General features: G+C 55.8%; 18 protein-coding genes. 10 read left to right on the top strand and 8 right to left on the bottom strand.

The features are described from left to right. Positions 1 to 108 precede the first annotated feature (108 nt). The 3 genes from ACTF5F_RS09365 to pnp all read left to right on the top strand — a co-directional run bounded on the left by ACTF5F_RS09365 (position 109) and on the right by pnp (position 4069). Positions 109 to 1164: a fatty acid desaturase gene (locus tag ACTF5F_RS09365; protein ID WP_438956605.1), complete on the top strand. Its 1056-nt coding sequence runs from the start codon at positions 109 to 111 to the stop codon at positions 1162 to 1164. A gap of 338 nt (positions 1165 to 1502) precedes the next feature. Next, positions 1503 to 1736, top strand: a complete 234-nt coding sequence (locus ACTF5F_RS09370) for a hypothetical protein (RefSeq protein ID WP_438956606.1) — start codon at positions 1503 to 1505, stop codon at positions 1734 to 1736. Between the two features lie 200 nt (positions 1737 to 1936). Beyond that, positions 1937 to 4069, top strand: coding sequence for a polyribonucleotide nucleotidyltransferase (gene pnp / locus ACTF5F_RS09375; protein WP_438956607.1), 2133 nt, complete (start codon positions 1937 to 1939; stop codon positions 4067 to 4069). Between the two features lie 58 nt (positions 4070 to 4127). Here pnp and ACTF5F_RS09380 read toward each other — a convergent pair whose 3' ends face one another. After that, positions 4128 to 4967 carry a glycosyltransferase gene (locus tag ACTF5F_RS09380; RefSeq protein WP_438956608.1) on the bottom strand — a complete coding sequence of 280 codons (840 nt, stop codon included), beginning with the start codon at positions 4965 to 4967 and terminating at the stop codon, positions 4128 to 4130. A 439-nt stretch (positions 4968 to 5406) separates the two neighbouring features. Between ACTF5F_RS09380 and ACTF5F_RS09385 the strand changes: the two genes are divergently transcribed. Continuing rightward, complete coding sequence (locus ACTF5F_RS09385; protein WP_438956609.1) at positions 5407 to 5661, top strand: L,D-transpeptidase; 255 nt, start codon at positions 5407 to 5409, stop codon at positions 5659 to 5661. Between the two features lie 49 nt (positions 5662 to 5710). Here ACTF5F_RS09385 and ACTF5F_RS09390 read toward each other — a convergent pair whose 3' ends face one another. Continuing rightward, entirely contained in the window at positions 5711 to 6364 is a 654-nt protein-coding gene (locus ACTF5F_RS09390) for a peroxiredoxin (protein ID WP_438956610.1), read from the bottom strand. Between the two features lie 122 nt (positions 6365 to 6486). On the opposite strand from ACTF5F_RS09390, the gene ACTF5F_RS09395 reads away from it, so the two are divergent. Further along, complete coding sequence (locus tag ACTF5F_RS09395) at positions 6487 to 7926, top strand: aldehyde dehydrogenase family protein (RefSeq protein ID WP_438956611.1); 1440 nt, start codon at positions 6487 to 6489, stop codon at positions 7924 to 7926. Here ACTF5F_RS09395 and ACTF5F_RS09400 read toward each other — a convergent pair. Further along, positions 7923 to 8570 (bottom strand): RluA family pseudouridine synthase, encoded by a 648-nt coding sequence (locus tag ACTF5F_RS09400; RefSeq protein ID WP_438956612.1) that lies wholly within the window; start codon positions 8568 to 8570, stop codon positions 7923 to 7925. The genes ACTF5F_RS09395 and ACTF5F_RS09400 overlap by 4 nt on opposite strands. Beyond that, the gene (locus tag ACTF5F_RS09405; protein ID WP_438956613.1) at positions 8567 to 9220 is read right to left on the bottom strand and encodes a YggS family pyridoxal phosphate-dependent enzyme; all 654 of its coding nucleotides are present in this window, start codon (positions 9218 to 9220) and stop codon (positions 8567 to 8569) included. The genes ACTF5F_RS09400 and ACTF5F_RS09405 overlap by 4 nt, the downstream gene beginning before the upstream one ends. Positions 9221 to 9453: 233 nt before the next feature. Between ACTF5F_RS09405 and ACTF5F_RS09410 the strand changes: the two genes are divergently transcribed. The 5 genes from ACTF5F_RS09410 (at position 9454) to holA (ending at position 15153) form a co-directional block, all read left to right on the top strand. After that, on the top strand, positions 9454 to 10467 hold the full coding sequence (locus ACTF5F_RS09410; protein WP_438956614.1) for a porin: 1014 nt from the start codon (positions 9454 to 9456) through the stop codon (positions 10465 to 10467). A 141-nt stretch (positions 10468 to 10608) separates the two neighbouring features. Continuing rightward, complete coding sequence (locus ACTF5F_RS09415; RefSeq protein ID WP_438956615.1) at positions 10609 to 11049, top strand: DUF3576 domain-containing protein; 441 nt, start codon at positions 10609 to 10611, stop codon at positions 11047 to 11049. A gap of 72 nt (positions 11050 to 11121) precedes the next feature. Further along, on the top strand, positions 11122 to 13656 hold the full coding sequence (leuS, locus tag ACTF5F_RS09420; protein WP_438956616.1) for a leucine--tRNA ligase: 2535 nt from the start codon (positions 11122 to 11124) through the stop codon (positions 13654 to 13656). Continuing rightward, positions 13646 to 14134, top strand: a complete 489-nt coding sequence (gene lptE, locus ACTF5F_RS09425; protein WP_438956617.1) for an LPS assembly lipoprotein LptE — start codon at positions 13646 to 13648, stop codon at positions 14132 to 14134. Before leuS ends, lptE begins: the two co-directional genes overlap by 11 nt. Then, the gene (gene holA, locus ACTF5F_RS09430) at positions 14131 to 15153 is read left to right on the top strand and encodes a DNA polymerase III subunit delta (RefSeq protein ID WP_438956618.1); all 1023 of its coding nucleotides are present in this window, start codon (positions 14131 to 14133) and stop codon (positions 15151 to 15153) included. Before lptE ends, holA begins: the two co-directional genes overlap by 4 nt. Here holA and ACTF5F_RS09435 read toward each other — a convergent pair. The 4 genes from ACTF5F_RS09435 to ACTF5F_RS09450 are packed head-to-tail and all read right to left on the bottom strand — an operon-like array spanning position 15150 to position 17931. Then, entirely contained in the window at positions 15150 to 16298 is a 1149-nt protein-coding gene (locus tag ACTF5F_RS09435) for a TIGR03862 family flavoprotein (protein ID WP_438956619.1), read from the bottom strand. The two genes, holA and ACTF5F_RS09435, sit on opposite strands and share 4 nt — an antisense overlap. Further along, entirely contained in the window at positions 16295 to 16552 is a 258-nt protein-coding gene (locus tag ACTF5F_RS09440) for a hypothetical protein (protein WP_438956620.1), read from the bottom strand. Before ACTF5F_RS09440 ends, ACTF5F_RS09435 begins: the two co-directional genes overlap by 4 nt. An 18-nt stretch (positions 16553 to 16570) precedes the next feature. Then, the gene (locus ACTF5F_RS09445) at positions 16571 to 17176 is read right to left on the bottom strand and encodes an enoyl-CoA hydratase/isomerase family protein (protein ID WP_438956621.1); all 606 of its coding nucleotides are present in this window, start codon (positions 17174 to 17176) and stop codon (positions 16571 to 16573) included. Further along, on the bottom strand, positions 17173 to 17931 hold the full coding sequence (locus ACTF5F_RS09450; protein WP_438956622.1) for an SDR family oxidoreductase: 759 nt from the start codon (positions 17929 to 17931) through the stop codon (positions 17173 to 17175). The genes ACTF5F_RS09445 and ACTF5F_RS09450 overlap by 4 nt, the downstream gene beginning before the upstream one ends. Positions 17932 to 18024: the final 93 nt, after the last annotated feature.

Here is an 18024-nt window from a genome sequence, read left to right on the forward strand (position 1 = left end):
CCCGAACCCGAATTCCGAGAACGCCCGCTGATTTTAGCGGGCGTTTTTGTTTGTCAGGTGCAATCCATCATGCATTGACAGAAAAAGGCTCAAGATCAACAATCTGATATGCCCCGCGATTACTCCATCATTGGCCCAGCGCCAGCCCTGTCGAATCCAAGCTGGTATCGCACGAAGGTTGATCCGGCTTCGATCCGCGCATTGATGGTCAAAGATGACAGACGTGCAGGGCGGGATGCTGTCCTCTGGCTTGGGCTCATGGTGGTGTTCGCGGGTCTCGGGATTGCGCTGTGGCCGTCTTGGTGGTCCACGCCATTCTGGTTGGCATATGGGGTGCTATACGGCTCCGGAGCGGACGCACGGTGGCACGAATGCGGACACAAGACCGCCTTTGAAACGGCTTGGAAAAACGAAGTCATTTATCAGATTGCCAGCTTCATGCTGATGCGCAATCCCGTCGTTTGGCGGGCCAGTCACGTACGCCACCACACCGACACGGTGATCGTTGGTCGTGACCCAGAGATTGTCGCGATGCGTCCACCTGATTTGCTGCGCATTCTGATCAATTTGTTCGGACTTGTGAATCTTTGGGTGTTTGGTCAGCGAATGTTCTTACATGCAACGGGCCACCTTCATCCAGAAGAGGAACCGCTTGTCCGCGAGCAAGATCGTCCAAGAGTATTCCGTGTCACGCGGATTTGGCTTGCGATCTATGCCTTGGTTGGTCTTGCATGCCTATCGTTTGGAACGATTCTGCCACTGATGGTGATCGGCCTTCCGATGCTCTATGGCGCGTGGCATCATATTCTGACGGGGTTGCTCCAGCATCTTGGATTAGCTGAGAACGTCACTGACCACAGGCTGAACACACGCACTGTCCTGATGAATTCCCTATCGCAGTTCATCTACCTTAATATGAACTACCATCTTGAACATCACATGTTCACGATGGTGCCCTATTATAACCTGCCCGCGCTGCATGAACTCATCAAGCACGACACCCCTGCCCCAGATCCATCGATGATTGCAGCCTTTCGCCGGTTGCTGCCCGTCCTTCTGCGCCAGCTCCGTTATGAAAATGCCGTGATCATTCCAGATCTTCCACCAAGTGCGACGCCATATGGAGCGGAGGTGGAGCTATTGAAAGAGCATGCGTATCGGTAAAGTAGCCATTAGATTTGGCATCTAATTCCATATCATACGGCCGCCAGTCGATACGTTGCTATAATCGCCGACAGTCTTGCGCTATAAGAGAGTTACTTCGAGCCCTGCATTGCGTTGAGACTTTGATTGCCCTGCCGTTACGAGATTTTCCCACGTCATAACCTTATGTGCATTAAATATTGGTGCATTCTGACCGAGGGCTAATTGCTTGAAATGCTGGATCATATCGATGGCGACGCAAACTACACGGACGGAATGGCCGAACTAGACGATTTCACCGAACTGCGATCCCTTGCGCTGAACCCGAAACAAATCACTGAAATGTCACGGCTCATCTCATGGCATTCATGTACCAACGGAGAGGCGCGGAAAAGCACAATGCCATTGCCGCGCCGCCTTGGGCAATCGAAAAAGCGATCAGGACGTTTAAGTTTTTAAGCGTTGGGCCAGCGAAGGTCAAAGTTGAGATTTTTCGTGAGTTAGAAAACGCCCGCCAGTTCTTGGATTTGTCCAAACAAGCGGGAAGAGATGCCACACGTTGGCTCAATCAGGCTGCGGAGCAGTATCATTAGCGTGAGGCCGGTTCCGTTTTCATATCTGCACGCACCAGAGCAGAGCGAAATCAGACCCCCTTCCCAACCCATGCCTTTTCCTGTAAGGCCCGCAGATCTGAATGCCGGCGCCCGGACCTCAGCGCCGACCAAAGAAGATACCGAGGTCAGGGGGAATACGCCCCCTACGTAAATGGCCAAGTGGCCAAAAGGAAAAACACATGTTCAATGAAGTGAAAAAATCAATCAAGTGGGGCGAAGAAACGCTGACACTTGAAACAGGCAAGGTTGCCCGTCAGGCAGACGGATCAGTCATTGCAACGATGGGGGAAACCTCCGTCATGGCTAACGTCACCTTCGCCAAAAAACAAAAGCCGGGTCAGGATTTCTTCCCGCTGACAGTTCATTATCAAGAGAAATACTATGCCGCTGGTAAGGTGCCTGGTGGCTTTTTCAAGCGCGAGGCGCGTCCAACTGAGAAAGAGACGCTGACAGCACGTCTGATCGACCGTCCAATCCGTCCCCTGTTCGTCGAAGGTTTCAAGAACGAAGTCTTGGTGATGTGTACGGTTCTGAGCCACGATCTGGTCAACGACCCTGACATCTTGGCAATGATTGCAGCCTCCGCTGCGCTGACACTTTCTGGCGCACCCTTCATGGGTCCAATCGCGGGCTGCCGTGTGGGCTATGAAGATGGCGATTACATTCTGAACCCTGAAATGGACGACATGCACAATCTGCGCATGAACCCAGAGCAGCGTTTGGACCTTGTTGTTGCAGGCACCAAAGACGCTGTGATGATGGTTGAATCCGAGGCTTACGAGCTGACTGAAGATGAGATGCTGGGCGCGGTGACATTTGCACATGAGCAGATTCAGCCGGTCATCGACCTGATCATTGATCTGGCCGAAGAAGCCGCAAAAGATCCGTTCGAGTTCGAAGCACCTGACTACTCGAACCTTTACGCAACGCTAAAGAAAGCGGGCGAAAAAGCGATGAGCAAAGCCTTTGCGATCACAGACAAGCAAGAGCGGACAGCAGCCGTTGCTGCGGCACGCGAGGAAATCCTTGCTGGCCTCAGCGAAGAGCAGCTAGAAGATCCGAACCTCGGTGCTGCAATGAAAAAGCTCGAAGCAGGCGTTCTGCGCGGCGACGTGGTCAAGAAGGGCAAGCGGATTGATGGTCGTGCACTCGACACCGTCCGTCCGATCGTGTCCGAAACCGGCGTCCTGCCACGCACACACGGGTCCGCCCTCTTCACACGTGGGGAGACGCAGGGCTTGGTCGTGACCACACTGGGTACTGGCGACGACGAACAAATGATCGACGCGCTCAGCGGTATGTATAAGTCGAACTTCATGCTGCACTATAACTTCCCACCTTATTCGGTTGGTGAAGCGGGTCGCGTGGGCCCTCCAGGCCGTCGCGAGATTGGTCATGGTAAATTGGCATGGCGTGCGCTTCAGGCGGTTCTGCCTGCGGCGACCGACTTCCCTTACACCGTCCGCGTGGTGTCAGAGATCACTGAATCAAACGGTTCATCCTCCATGGCGTCTGTTTGCGGTGGCTCCCTCTCCATGATGGACGCTGGCGTTCCGCTGAAAGCCCCAGTCGCTGGTGTGGCAATGGGTCTGGTGATGGAAGACGATGGCGACTATGCGATCCTGACCGACATCCTTGGTGACGAAGACCACCTTGGCGACATGGACTTCAAAGTTGCGGGTACAGCCGAGGGGATCACATCCCTGCAGATGGACATCAAGATCGCAGGCATCACGCCGGAGATCATGAAAAAGGCGCTTGCTCAGGCAAAAGAAGGCCGTCTGCACATCCTTGATGAGATGTCCAAAGCGATCACAACTGCAAATGATCTGGGCGTCCACGCACCGAAGATCGAAACGATGCAGATTCCAACCGACAAGATCCGTGAAGTCATCGGCTCTGGCGGTAAGGTGATCCGCGAGATCGTTGAAGTGTCCGGTGCGAAGGTTGACATCAATGACGAAGGCACGATCAAGATCGCGTCCTCTGATGCAGATGCGATCAAGAAAGCCTATGACATGATCCATTCTATTGTGGCAGAGCCAGAAGAAGGCGTGATCTACAAAGGCACAGTCGTGAAGGTTGTGGACTTTGGTGCATTCGTGAACTTCTTTGGCAAGCGCGACGGTCTGGTGCACGTCTCCCAGATCGAAAACCGCCGCCTGAACCATCCATCCGACGTTCTGAAAGAAGGTCAGGAAGTATGGGTCAAGCTGTTGGGCTTCGACGATCGTGGCAAGGTGCGCCTGTCCATGAAAGTCGTCGACCAGGAAACTGGCGAAGAGATGAAGAAAGAAGAATCGGCTGAGTAGTCAGCACGTCTTTTGATGTGAATTGAAAGCGCCCTGCCTGAAACGGTAGGGCGCTTTTCTATATCGCGGATGCGTCTGCTTTGATGATGCCGTGCTTCGTCCAGCTTCGGCCGCTGTCGCGCACTTCTTGGATCATTTCTTTGTGTCTGCGGACTTTCTCACGATCTTTGTATCCGCGCGGGTGATCTTGGTGCACCAATGGCGCTGTGTAGCGCAGGTGACGCCCGACAATACCCGCGTTCTGCAGGCGAAATCCAAGCTCTTTGTCCAAACCACCATATTTCATGGTTTCATCAAACCCATTTACAGCAAGGATATCTTCACGAAATGCGGACCAATTGGCGCCACAAAGCGCCTTCTTCACAGGCGTGATACGGTCGAACATGTCCTGAACACAAAAGGGAAATGGCATTGTTTTGAGCCACGTTCCCAAACGGTCAATGGCTCTGTTTTGCCAGAGCCATTCGCGTTGAAAGACGCTGCCATCGGTGATGACGTCTTCGGTTAGATCTTTGGTGGTTTGGTCGTCCAAGCGGATCAAGCTTCCGGTCGAGTAGCGGCCCCTTTGGCGCAGATCATAATGGCGCTTTATGAAGTCGGGGTGGATCAACACGTCACCGTCGAGAAAAATCAAGAATTCTGCTGCGCTGCTTTCAATTGCGCTGTTCAGGATACGGCACTTTTCAAAGCCATTGTCCTCATGCCAAACGTGCCGCACAGGGTATGGCAAACGTGCAGCCCACTCATCAATCAGAGCTTTGGTTTCAGGACCGGACCCATCGTCTGCAATGCATAGGACGTCAGGCTGCATCGACTGCTGCTCCAATGCGATCAGCGTCAAATGCAGCGCGCGCGTACTGTTGTAGGTGGTGATGATCACTTCAACGCTTTGGCGCATTTGGGAAGCCCTGAATCCTGACTGACAGATATACGAAGTGTTGCAATACAGTAATTACTCGCTGGTTTGCGCGAAGTTAAGTCTTGTCGTGTAACCCGTTTTGAGGATCGTCAATGATGGGACAAAGAAAACGGGCAGACAAATGATCAATAGGCGTGACTAACTAGCAGGTGCGGGGGCCAGTGTTCTGGCCGCAGGAGCCATAGCGAACACCCACCGGCTTCCTTGGAAATACCGGCCTGTCGAAGTTGACGTGAACCCAGACTTACCGGCCGGTCAGATTCACGTAATCAAGGATGACTTGCATCTCTATTGGACCTTGGGCAATGGACGCGCGAGGCGCTATACCGTCGCTATCGGTGATCAGGACCGGAACTACACAGGTGTTTTGACCATCCGGCGTAAGGCGGAATGGCCAAGCTAGATCCCAACCGCGAATATGGTACGTCTCGAGCCTGAGCTTTATATCCCTTATCGCAATGGCCTGCCTGGTGGCCATACCCGCAATCCAATGGGGTCTCGCGCACTGTATCTTTATGACGGTGGCCGCGACACGTATTACCGCATCCACGGAACCATGAAGCCAGAAACGATTGGCACCGCTTTCTCCTCCGGCTGTATCCGCCTCACGAATGAACACGTGGCGGAGCTTTACAACATGGTCCCGATCGGCGCGAGAATTTTCCTTTTCTAATGAAAAAAGCCCCCGACATTCGGGGGGCTTTCTTGTTCTGATGTGAAGATCAATCTTTCAGCTTTGTCGTCCGCAGATACGGCAGCACGGTGGTGAACTCACCGAATTTTGCAGCCGCATCCTGGTCAGTGACGGTCGCTGGGATGATCACATCATCCCCAACGTTCCAGTTTGCAGGTGTCGCGACACCTTTGCCAGAAGAGGTCTGCAAACCATCCAATGCGCGCAGTACTTCGGCAAAGTTCCGGCCGACTGTCATTGGATAGGTCATCGACAGCTTCAACTGCTTATCCGGACCGATGATGAAAACGGACCGCACTGTTGCGCTGTCGTTTGGCGTGCGACCATCAGGCAAATATGCCTCCGCTGGAAGCATGTCGAAGGCTTTGGAAACCTCAAGACCGACGTCTGCGATGATGGGGAAGCCCGCCTTGGTGCCTGCGACAGTTTCAATATCACCCTTCCATTTCTTGTGATCTTCAACGCCGTCAACGCTGACACCGATAACTTTCGTTCCACGCTTTTCCCATTCATCGGAAAGCTGCGCGACCGCGCCGAACTCGGTGGTGCAGACGGGTGTGAAGTCTTTTGGGTGCGAAAACAGGATCGCCCAGCTGTCACCGATCCAATCGTGCAGCGAAAAGCTGCCTTGGTCGGTTTCTACCGTCAGGTCAGGGATCGTGTCGTTAATGCGCAGGGACATATCAATTGCTCCGTTCGTGTTGAGTTTGGCGCGAGGCTATCGCGCTTTGGCGAATGTCTCCAGCGTACTTGTGGTTGGAAAAAGAGAATGCAAGAGTTGGTGTTCGGCAAGAGGAGAGTAAGATGATCGAAGCCAAGTCATTCTACATCAACGGAGCTTGGGTTTCGCCCGAAACAGCGCGGGATCATGATGTGATCGATCCTGCAACGGAAGAGGTTTGCGCGGTCATCTCCCTCGGCGATCAGGCAGACACGGACAAGGCGGTAGCAGCTGCGAAAACTGCGTTCCCCGCTTGGGCAGCAACACTGCCGCATAAGCGGGCGGAGTATGCCGCGAAGATCCTTGAACAGTATAAGGCACGGTCAGAAGAAATGGCCGAAGCGATCCGCATGGAAATGGGCGCGCCAATCGATCTGGCCCGTAACAGCCAAGCACCCTGTCTGTCGTGGCATGCCGAAGGCTTTCTTGAGGCGGTTGATCAGATCGAGTGGATCAAGCCACTAGGCGATCACGCCCCCAAGGACCGCATCGCGTTGGAACCCATAGGCGTGGTTGGATTGATTACGCCTTGGAACTGGCCGATGAACCAGGTCACGCTCAAAGTGATCCCGGCTTTGATGGCCGGTTGCACGATTGTGCTGAAACCGTCGGAGGAAGCGCCGCTGTCCTCCCTCCTGTTTGCTGAATTTGTACATGACGCGGGCGTGCCAGCTGGTGTGTTCAACCTCGTCAATGGTGACGGGATGGGCGTTGGGACACAGCTTTCTGAGCATATAGACGTTGCGATGATCAGCTTCACCGGCTCCACCCGCGCGGGCAAGGCCATTTCCAAAACGGCTGCGGAGACGTTGAAGCGCGTCACCTTGGAGCTGGGCGGCAAAGGCGCGAATGTGATTTTTGCGGACGCCGATAAACGGACCGTGAAACGTGGAGTTCTGCACTGCATGCAAAACAGCGGTCAGTCCTGCAACGCGCCGACGCGGATGCTGGTTGAGGCGTCAATCTATGACCAGACGGTTGAGGAAGCGGTAGAAGTCGCAAATTCGGTCAAGGTCGGACCAACATCGGAGCCAGGTCGTCACATAGGACCCGTGGTGAACAAAACCCAATGGGACAAAATCCAAGACATGATACAAGTGGGTGTCGACGAAGGTGCGCGTTTGGTGGCGGGCGGCACCGGCCTGCCCGACGGCGTAAACCGCGGGTTTTACGTCCGGCCAACTGTCTTTGCTGATGTGTCCAACGATATGCGGATCGCGCAGGAAGAGATTTTTGGCCCCGTCCTCTCGATCATCCCGTTCGAAGATGAGGCGCAGGCCATCAAGATTGCCAACGATACCGAATACGGCCTAACGAATTACGTCCAATCTCAAGACGGCGCACGGCGGAATCGCATGGCCCTCGCCCTCAAATCCGGCATGGTGGAAATGAACGGCCAATCCCGCGGCCAAGGCAGCCCGTTTGGCGGTATGAAAATGTCGGGACGCGCCCGCGAAGGCGGCGTCTGGGGCATTGAGGAGTTTTTGGAAGTGAAAGCGATTTCTGGCTGGTCAAACGACTAGAACAGACATTTCGCCGTTACGCGCATCCCCCTGCCTCCGTCCGGATGGCGGAATTGGAGCGTTTCGGAGTGGAGCATCAGGCGCGGGTAGCCGCGCGCTGGACCGTCCGCATAAAAGGGATCGCCCAGAATAGGGTGGCCGATCGCCTGCATGTGGACGCGTAATTGGTGGGAGCGACCGGTTTTGGGCATCAGGCGCAGGCGCGTCTCAGTCTCTGACCTTTTCACAACGCGCCAATCCGTCACGGCAGGCTTGCCGTTCTCATGATCGACCATCTGTTTCGGGCGGTTGGGCCAATCCACGATCAGCGGCAGGTCGACAGTTCCCTCCTTCTCCGCCACCTGTCCCCAAACCCGTCCGACGTAAGTTTTCTTCATCTGGCGTTTCTCAAACTGAAGGCTGAGATGCCGCTGCGCATGGGGCGTCAGCGCAAAAATCATCACGCCGGACGTGTCACGGTCCAATCGGTGCACCAGCAAAGCCGTTGGAAAGGCGGCTTGGACGCGAGATATCAGGCAATCGCTGAGGTGTTCGCCCTTGCCCGGCACAGACAGCAATCCAGACGGTTTATCGACTAAAATCACTTCATGATCCTCATGCAGAATCACAAGTGGGTCTGTCGGGGGATTGTAGGTGTCGCTCATGCAGGGGTGCGCGCCCCAAAGATTGCGGAACCGACGCGAATATGCGTAGCGCCCAACGCAATTGCGCTTTCGAAATCAGAGCTCATGCCCATTGAAAGCGCCGAAAGACCGTTACGTTTGGCGATCTTGCCAAGAAGCGCGAAGTGCAGACTGGGTTCTTCTGCAATCGGCGGGATACACATGAGTCCCCGCACCGGCAGATCGAGTGCTTTGCATTCCGCGATGAATGCGTCCGCGTCCGCCGGCATCACGCCGGCTTTCTGGTCTTCTTCACCAGTGTTCACTTGAATGAATAAATCGGGGCAAGACCCCACCTCCTGCGCGATCCGCGCAATGGTTTTGGCCAGCTTCGGACGATCCAACGTGTGGATGGATTGTGCAAGCTCCATCGCCTGCCGGACCTTGTTGGTTTGAAGCGGACCAATCAGGTGCAAGTCGATATTGTCATAGGTTTGACGGAAATGCGGCCATTTGCTTGCAGCTTCCTGCACCCGATTCTCCCCAAAGCAGCGATGGCCTTCTGACAACACTTTTGCCACACGCTCATTCGGTTGTACTTTCGAAACTGCTATAAGCTTGACTGTGTCAGGATCACGTCCCGCAGACTGGGCGGCTGCCGCAACCTTTGCACGAATTTCACCCAACGACATATCCAGCCTCCTGATTTGTATGACTCTTTTGGCACATAGGCGCATTTCTCTTCTCAGCAAGCGAAACGATTCTCTGGATAAGCCCCTAATGGTGTGTGACCTTCGTGCACCATTTGAACCGCGCCCTCAATGACTCGTGGTTATTCACTTGAGTGTGCAGGCTTTAAGGATCAGTAAAACAACAATGTTGGTTCAACCGACATCTTCCGGAATGCAAACACGAGGGAAAATCCATGAAAAGCATCCTTCTGACTTCGACAGCACTGATCGGCTTTGCCGGTGCAGCGACTGCTGGTGGTCACACATCTTTTGGCTTTAGCGGTGAAGCTTCTGCTGAATACAATACAGAGACAGGTTACTCTACATCCATCGAAGCAACTGCAACGATGACCGCTGTACTGGACAATGGTCTGACAGCAACTGCAGAGCTGACATTTGACCCCAACGAAGGCGTTACAGATGAAGTCACATCTGGCTCCATCACTTTGTCCAACGACTCTGGGAGCCTCACATTCGGCACAGGTCTCGACGGCGCAGTCTTCACAGCAACTGGTGATGACTACCTCGACGGCATCCAGGACGGCGAAGAAGGCGTTGACGGTGTTGTTGGCTCCATGAACGTTGGTGCTGCGACTGTAACCGTCTCCCTGCCAGTAGCTGAAGGCGGGGTCGCTTCTACAGACGATCTCGAAATCGGTGTCACAACTGACGTTGGCGGTTTCGCCGTTGGCTTCGGTATCTTGGGCAGCGGTGACTACGCATTGACTGGTTCCGGCACTGTCGGTGGCGCAGATCTGTCCTTCGGCATGTCCAGCGACGACGAGTGGGACGTAGGTGTTGATATCACAACTGGCGCAGTTACTCTCTCCGCTTCTACAGACGAAGCTGAAGCTTGGACTATTGGCGCAGCTTACGCTGCTGGCGAATACTCCGCTGGTATTGAATACAACGCTGACGAGACCTGGGAAGTTACTGCAGGTTACGCTGCTGGCGGAATCGCAGTTGACGTAGCATTCACCGATGCATCCGTTATGACACTTGGCGCAACATACGATATGGGCGATGGCCTCGTAGTTGGCGCAGGTATCGAAAATGCGGACAACAACGCATATGCATTCGCTGAGTACACACTTGGCGGGGGCGCATCTGCTTACGTCGAGTACGCCGACGGTGACATGGAAGAAGTTGGTCCGTCCGAGCGTGACATCGCTGACGGCACAACTGTAGGTGTTTCCTTCGAATTCTAATCGAAGTTAACAACGTGATAGTTAGAGCGGTCCTTTAGGGCCGCTCTTTCTTTTTGAGGGAACGGTCCCTGCCTCTTGTGACAAACGCCTTGCTTCGTTAGACATTTTGCAACGTTGACACGTCAAAGGTGGAATTTAGGGATGATGGCTTCGATCAGTTTGAAAGCAACGGCGGTATTGGCCATCTTGGCACTCCCCGCCTGCAGCACCTTGGGAAGCCTTGGCTTTGGCGCATCCAGCAATGATGGCGCCACACGGCAAGCCTCCCGCGTGCGCGGGGCGGAGACTGTGGCCGTCAATCGCTACCTCTGGGCCGCTTCTTTGGATGTTTTGAATTTCCTGCCAATTCAAAGCGTTGACCCCTTCACCGGCGTCATCGCGACAGGATTCGGCACACCCCCCGGCGGATCACGCGCCTATCGTGCGACGGTCTATATCACCGATCCAGCGCTTGATGCACGGTCACTGAATGTCGCGCTTCAAACACGCAGTGGACCGGTCGCCGCAGAGACTCAGCGCGCCATTGAAGATGCAATCCTTTCCCGCGCGCGCGAACTCCGCTCCGCCGACGGACTACTTTAACGGCCCACCCGCCATTGCCCTGACATGACCGCCGGGCCAATCGCCCGGCGTTTGCACATAAGAAACAAGAGAATGTCCAACTACACACCTTCCGACATTGAACCGAAATGGCAGGCCGCTTGGAACGAGGCGGAGACCTTCAAAGCGGTTCGCAGCGACGACAATCCAAAGTACTACGTGCTTGAGATGTTCCCCTACCCCTCCGGCCGGATCCACATGGGTCACGTGCGGAACTACACGATGGGTGACGTGATCGCGCGATATAAGCTGTCGACCGGTCACAATGTGCTGCACCCGATGGGCTGGGACGCTTTCGGGATGCCAGCAGAGAATGCGGCGATGGCGATTGGAGGCCATCCGAAAGACTGGACCTACCAAAACATTGCCGACATGCGCGATCAGATGAAACCGATGGGCTGGTCGCTTGATTGGACCCGCGAGTTTGCGACTTGTGATCCAGAATACTACGGCCAGCAGCAGGCGATGTTTATCGACATGCTAGACAAGGGTTTGGTCTATCGCAAGAACGCGGTCGTCAACTGGGACCCTGTCGATATGACCGTTCTGGCGAACGAACAGGTGATCGACGGCAAAGGCTGGCGCTCTGGCGCGGATGTGGAACGGCGCGAGCTGACCCAGTGGTTCTTCAAAATCTCCGACTATTCGGAGGAGCTGTTGAACGCTCTGGACGGGTTGGAAAACTGGCCCGCCAAGGTACGACTGATGCAGGATAACTGGATCGGCAAATCGCGCGGCCTGCAATTCAGTTTTCAGCGCACCGATGGCGGCGCCCCGATTGATGTCTATACAACTCGGCCCGACACGCTGAACGGTGCGTCCTTTGTTGGAATTTCGCCCGATCACCCGCTCGCCAAAGAACTTGCCGCGCAAAATGACGCTGTTTCCGCGTTCCGTGCGGAATGTGCGAAGGGTGGCACTACGGCGGAGGAGCTGGAAACCGGCGAAAAGCTAGGTTTTGATACCGGCATCACCGTCCAACACCCGTTGAACCCTGACTGGCACTTACCCGTCTGGATCGCGAACTTTATCCTAATGGACTACGGCACAGGCGCCATCTTCGCTTGTCCGGCCCATGATCAGCGCGATTTGGACTTCTGCCGGAAGTACGATTTGCCCGTCATCGACACGTTCTTCGCTTTGGAAAACGACACACCAGTTAGGAATGAAGCCTTCGTGCCGCCTAAGGATGAGGTTGTCCGCTGGGTGAACCATTTTGCTGGTTTGAAAGAGGCGACCGGGCAGGCCGCCATTGACAAGACCATCGATTTTGCAGAACGCGAAGGCTGGGGCACTGGCAAGACACAGTTCCGCCTGCGCGATTGGGGTCTGAGCCGCCAGCGTTATTGGGGGTGCCCGATTCCTATCGTCCATTGTGATGATTGCGGCGTTGTCCCAGAAAAGAAAGAGAATTTACCAGTTCGCTTGCCTGACGATGTCACTTTTGATGTCCCCGGCAATCCGCTGGACCGCCACCCGACATGGCGTGACTGCGCCTGCCCGTCTTGCGGTAAGCCCGCCAAGCGGGAAACCGATACCATGGACACGTTCGTCGACTCCTCTTGGTACTATGCGCGGTTCACATCACCACGGGCGGAGACTCCGGTTGATCTGGACGATGCCAGCTATTGGATGAATGTCGATCAGTACATCGGTGGGATAGAGCACGCGATCTTGCACCTGCTCTATTCCCGTTTCTTTGCACGCGCTATGAACAAGACCGGTCATCTGCCGCAAGGGACCAAGGAGCCGTTTGATGCGCTCTTCACCCAAGGCATGGTGACGCATGAGATTTATCAAACGCGCGACGACCAGGGACGCCCTGTCTATCACCTTCCCGAAGACGTGAGCGATGGAAAGCTGGCCGATGGGACAGCGGTTGCGATCATTCCGTCCGCCAAGATGTCAAAGTCCAAAAAGAACGTCGTCGATCCAGTGAACATCGTCAGCGCCTATGGCGCCGACACCGCCCGCTGGTTCGTTTTGTCCGACAGCCCGCCGGAGCGGGACGTGGAGTGGACCGCCTCTGGCGCGGATGCGGCGTTCAAATTCTTGAACCGCATCTACCGCATGGCGACCGAGATTGCTGCATTGGACAGCGGCAATGGCGCTCAGGATGAAAACCTGCTGCGCGCTATGCACAAAGCCACCCAAGACGTCACCAATGGCGTCGAGAGTTTTGGATTTAATGCAGCGATTGCAAAGCTTTACGCTTATGCCAACGTAGTCCAGAAAGCCAAAGCAGGCGGTGATGCAAAGCGTAAGGCGATGGTCACACTAGCACATCTGATGTCACCTTTCACCCCGCATTTATCTGAAGAGATTTGGCAGATGTTTGGTGGTGAAGGTCTCATCGCAAATGCTCCGTGGCCTGTGGCGGACGAGGCCATGCTGGTCGAAGACACCGTGACCATGCCAATCCAAGTGAACGGCAAACGTCGGTCAGAAATCGCCGTCGCCAAAGACATGCCCAAGCATGAGATTGAAAAACTCTCCTTAGAACAGGAAGGTGTTGTGCGCGCGCTTGATGGTGCGACACCGAAAAAGATCATCGTGGTCCCAGGACGGATTGTTAATATTGTCATTTGATGCAGTGACCCCTGACCGCCGACGGCGCTTTGCCCTTTTGGGGCTTGTGGCGCTTGGCGGCTGCGGGTTCACGCCGCTTTATGGCACAGGCGGCGCAGGTCGTGCGTTGCAGGGACAGCTGCGGTTCGTCACGCCGGAGACGGAACTTGGCTTTCGCGTGCGGCGCGACTTGGTTTCGCGGTTTGGCGAACCGGAGGCCAGCGCAACAGAGGTGTCGATCACACTCTCCGAGACAAGCAGCGCCGCTGCGGTTACCTCCGATGGGGACACGACGCGGTTTGACATCACGGGGATTGCAAACTGGTCAGCCCCTTCCACTGGTTTATCCGGCAAAGTTCAGTCCTTCACGGGCTATTCCGCAACCGGATCAACCGTGGCCACCCAAGCGGCAGAACGGGATGCGCGGGCGCGCTTAGCGCAGATCCTGGCCGACCAATTGGCCGTCGATCTGATAGTCGTACTTGGGGCGCCCTCATGAAACTGACGGGCCGCGACGCGGCGGCCTATCTCAAGAAGCCGCACCCATCGTATGCTGGCTTGCTGATCTTTGGCGCCGATCCAATGCGTGTGGCGACACAGCGGCAGGCGGTCATCGCCTCCCTCGTCGGTCCGCAAGGTGAGGAGGAAATGCGCCTTACCCGCATGAACGGGGCCGAGTTACGCAGAGATCCCGCCATGCTCAACGATGCGCTCAAAGCGCAAGGCTTCTTTCCAGGCCACCGCGTCGCATTTGTGGAGGATGCCAGCGAAGGATTGTCAAAAGCGCTTGGTGCCGCCTTGGAAGATTGGCAGCCGGGCGACGCTCAGATCGTTGTCACCGCAGGACAACTGACAACGAAGTCAGCGCTTCGTAAGGTGTTTGAGGGGCATCCAGCGGCTGTAGCGATTGGAATTTATGATGACCCGCCGACCCGCGGGGATATCGAGGCGAGCTTGGTCGAAAACGGTCTCACCGTGCCGAACCGCGATGTGATGGATGCGATCATGGCATTAGGCAGCACGCTTGAGCCCGGTGATTTTCGTCAGACCTTAGAAAAGCTGTCGCTTTACAAGTGGGGCGATGACACGCCGTTGACGACGGATGATATCGCCGCCTGTGCGCCGCAGGGGGCGGAGGTGGACATCGACGACATCCTAGATGTTGTGACGTTTGGGCGGCCCGATCAGTTGGGTCCAGCTTTGCGCAACCTTTATGCGCAAGGCGTGACGCCTGTGACGCTTTGCATCGGCGCGACGCGGCATTTTCGGCGTTTGCATGTCGTCGCCTCTGATCCGGGCGGTCCGGGGTCCGGTGTGGGCAAGCTGCGCCCGCCTGTGTATGGCCCACGGCGGGATAAGATTGCGCGGCAAGCGGGCAGTTGGGGCCGTGACCGTCTGGAGAAGGCATTGACCGCACTGACCGACACCGACCTTCAGTTGCGTTCGGCAAGCACAGCGCCGCAATTGGCCCTGATGGAGCGCACGTTGATCCGCCTCGCCATGATGGGCAAACGCTAGCCGTTCAGATAAGCTAAAGCGCCTTTGGCTGCGGCCATACCCGTCGCAAGACACGCGGTGATCAGATAGCCACCCGTAGGCGCGTCCCAATCCAACATCTCGCCCGCGCAAAAAACACCCGGTCGATCCCGCAGCATGAAATCATCGGTCAGGGTATCGAAACGCAAACCGCCTGCAGTGGAAATCCCCTCATCCATCGGGCGCGGCCCTAGGTGATTGATTGGAAGGGCTTTGATGAGCGGGGCAAGGTCGTCTGGGAACGGCCTGCCAAACTCCGACAAGAGCGCGACCTTTGCGGAGTCCAGTTTCAGCCGCTTGCGCAAAAGATTGGACAGACTTTGCTTGCCTCCTGATGTGAGCGCCTCACGGATACGCTCAACAGTCCAATCGGGCTTGAGATCAACTGTGATCGCGGCCCCATCCCGCGCGGCGCGGCTGATCGTGTAGATGCCCCCCCCTTCGATGCCCCGTTCCGAAATCACCCATTCCCCCCGACTTTCAAGAGTTCCGCAGGTAACTTTCGTCCCTTTGATCGGCGTCCCGAAATGGTGGGTCATATGGTCGGTCCATTGGACGATGAACCCGACATTGGAGGGCGCAAAGGCCACCACCTGATCGTCAAAGTGATCGGCCCATGTCCCGTCAGAGCCAAGCCGCGCCCAACTGGCACCACCAAGTGCGAGGATGGTCACATCCGCTATGATCTCACGCTCCCCTTTGGGCGTGTCAAACCGCGCACCTTTTGCACCCCATCCCATCCATTTGTAGCGGGTCAGCACCTCGACCTCGATCTGGCTGCGCCATGCCCGCAACGTCGGGGACGCTTTCATCGCCTTCGGGAACACACGGCCTGTAGACCCAGTGAAAATCTCTTGACCTAAGCCGGCCATCCAGTCTTTTGCATCTTCCGGCCCGAAACCTTCCAACGCAGCCCTTAGCCGCGGCGGAAGCGGATCGTAGGCCGTCATGAATTCCTCAAGGGGTTCATCCTTCGTGACATTCAGCCCCGACTTCCCAGCCATCAGAAACTTGCGGCCCAAGGTTGGCATCGCATCGGCGAGCTGCACGGCAACATCTGCGCCCAACAACACTTGCGCCGCCATCAGGCCAGCCGGACCACCCCCGATGACAAGCGCGGTTTTCAAGATGTGACGTCGGATGCGTTGCCTTTGATCTCAACAACGCGGTGCGGGTATGGAATTTCGATGTTGTTGTCTTTGAGCGCGTTCCAAATCCGGGGGGCCAAAATATGCGTTGCGAGTACCGCCAGAACGTAAGCTGCGATCAGCAGTCCCAGCTGCGACCATGCCGCTGGGGACAAGAGCCAGTTTTTGCCCAATTGCACAGCTTGGTCCCAGTAGTCTAACGCCTGCACAACCAATTCATTTTGCTGATCCATGTGCGGATTCCTGTTGCCTTAGATCATTGTCTTGATGGCTTGCACGTGTTCGACCTCCGCGTCCAGCGTCATCGCAGCAAGCTCCTGAGCAGCCAACACGACATCACCTTCTGTTACAAGGCAGTCGACCAAGCCGATGCGATGCGCCTCTACCGCAGACATTTTTTCCCCCAGCAGAAAAATTCGCTTAGCTCCCGCCGGCCCCACTAAATCACGGAGACGTTTGGGATCAGACGGTTGCGGGCGATAGCCCAGTTTGATCACTGGATAGAAGAATTTCGCAGTCTCGACAGAAATACGCAAATCACAGGCCAAGGCCATCCCAAAGGCACCTCCCGCCAAGGTGCCATTCAACGCGGCGATGGTCAGGCCCTTGAACTCAGCGATCACGCCCGAGAGTTCTTCCCACAGCGGGCTGGTGGCGAGCCCTGCTTTTGCAGCATCAAGGTCGGCGCCCGCACAGAAGACTTTGCCTGCGCCAGTCAAAACCAGCACTTTTTGATCGGCATTGTCTTGAACCGCCTCAATCAGCGCTTCAATCATCTCAGGGGTAAGCGCATTCGCTTTGTCAGGCCGGTTGAGCGTCAGGATGGTGAGCGCACCCTCTTTGGTCGTCGTAATCAAATCAGGCCCACCTTCCGGAGTATGTCCTCATCCCGCAAACGCACATCCGCACCCAAGTAGGTGTCCGCCTCTGGCAGACACATCCACAACAACGCTTCCGCCGCCCATTCGGGCGGGATGTGATTCTCCCAAGGAATCTGACTCACCACATTGACGCCAGATGCAGCGATGGTGCGCTGCATGTCAGTGGCTACGGTCCCGGGGGACAGACCCATCATCCGGATACCCCGGCTCCGATATTCCAGATCAACGGCCCGGGTCGTCATCAGAGCTGCGGCTTTTGAACTGCAATAGGCACTCCACCCCTCCACGGGGTTGTAGGCCGCACCAGAGGACACCGTGATGATTGTGCCGCCGCCATTCGAAAGCATTTCTGGCAACACCGCATGAATACCGTACATCACACCTTTTACATTTATGTCGATAAGTTTACCCCACGCTGCTGGGCTGGTGTCGCCCAAATGACCGATGGGGTCGATGACCCCTGCGTTTCCTACAAGTATATCGACAGTGCCCAACTCCTCCGCCGTTTTTGCGATTGCAGACTGCACCGCGCCATAGTCGGCTACATCGCAGGGATACGCCCGCGCTGTATCGCCAATTTCAGAGGCGATTTCAGTGATTTTCCCCTCGGACCGCGCCAAAAGCGCGACCTTGGCCCCATGCGCGGCAAAGGCGCGCGCGGCCGCTTCACCGATGCCTTTGCTGGCCCCTGTCACGACAACCGTTTTGCCGGTGAGATCGAAGTTTTTCATGGGTTCGCCTTTTGATCTGCACAGTTACTACTTAGGTCAATCGCAAGATCACGTACCTTGACCCGATAGGCAAGGCGCGCAAACATAATGTAG

Origin of the sequence: Cognatiyoonia sp., assembly GCF_965661665.1 — a bacterium.
Classification (GTDB): Bacteria; Pseudomonadota; Alphaproteobacteria; order Rhodobacterales; family Rhodobacteraceae; genus Cognatiyoonia.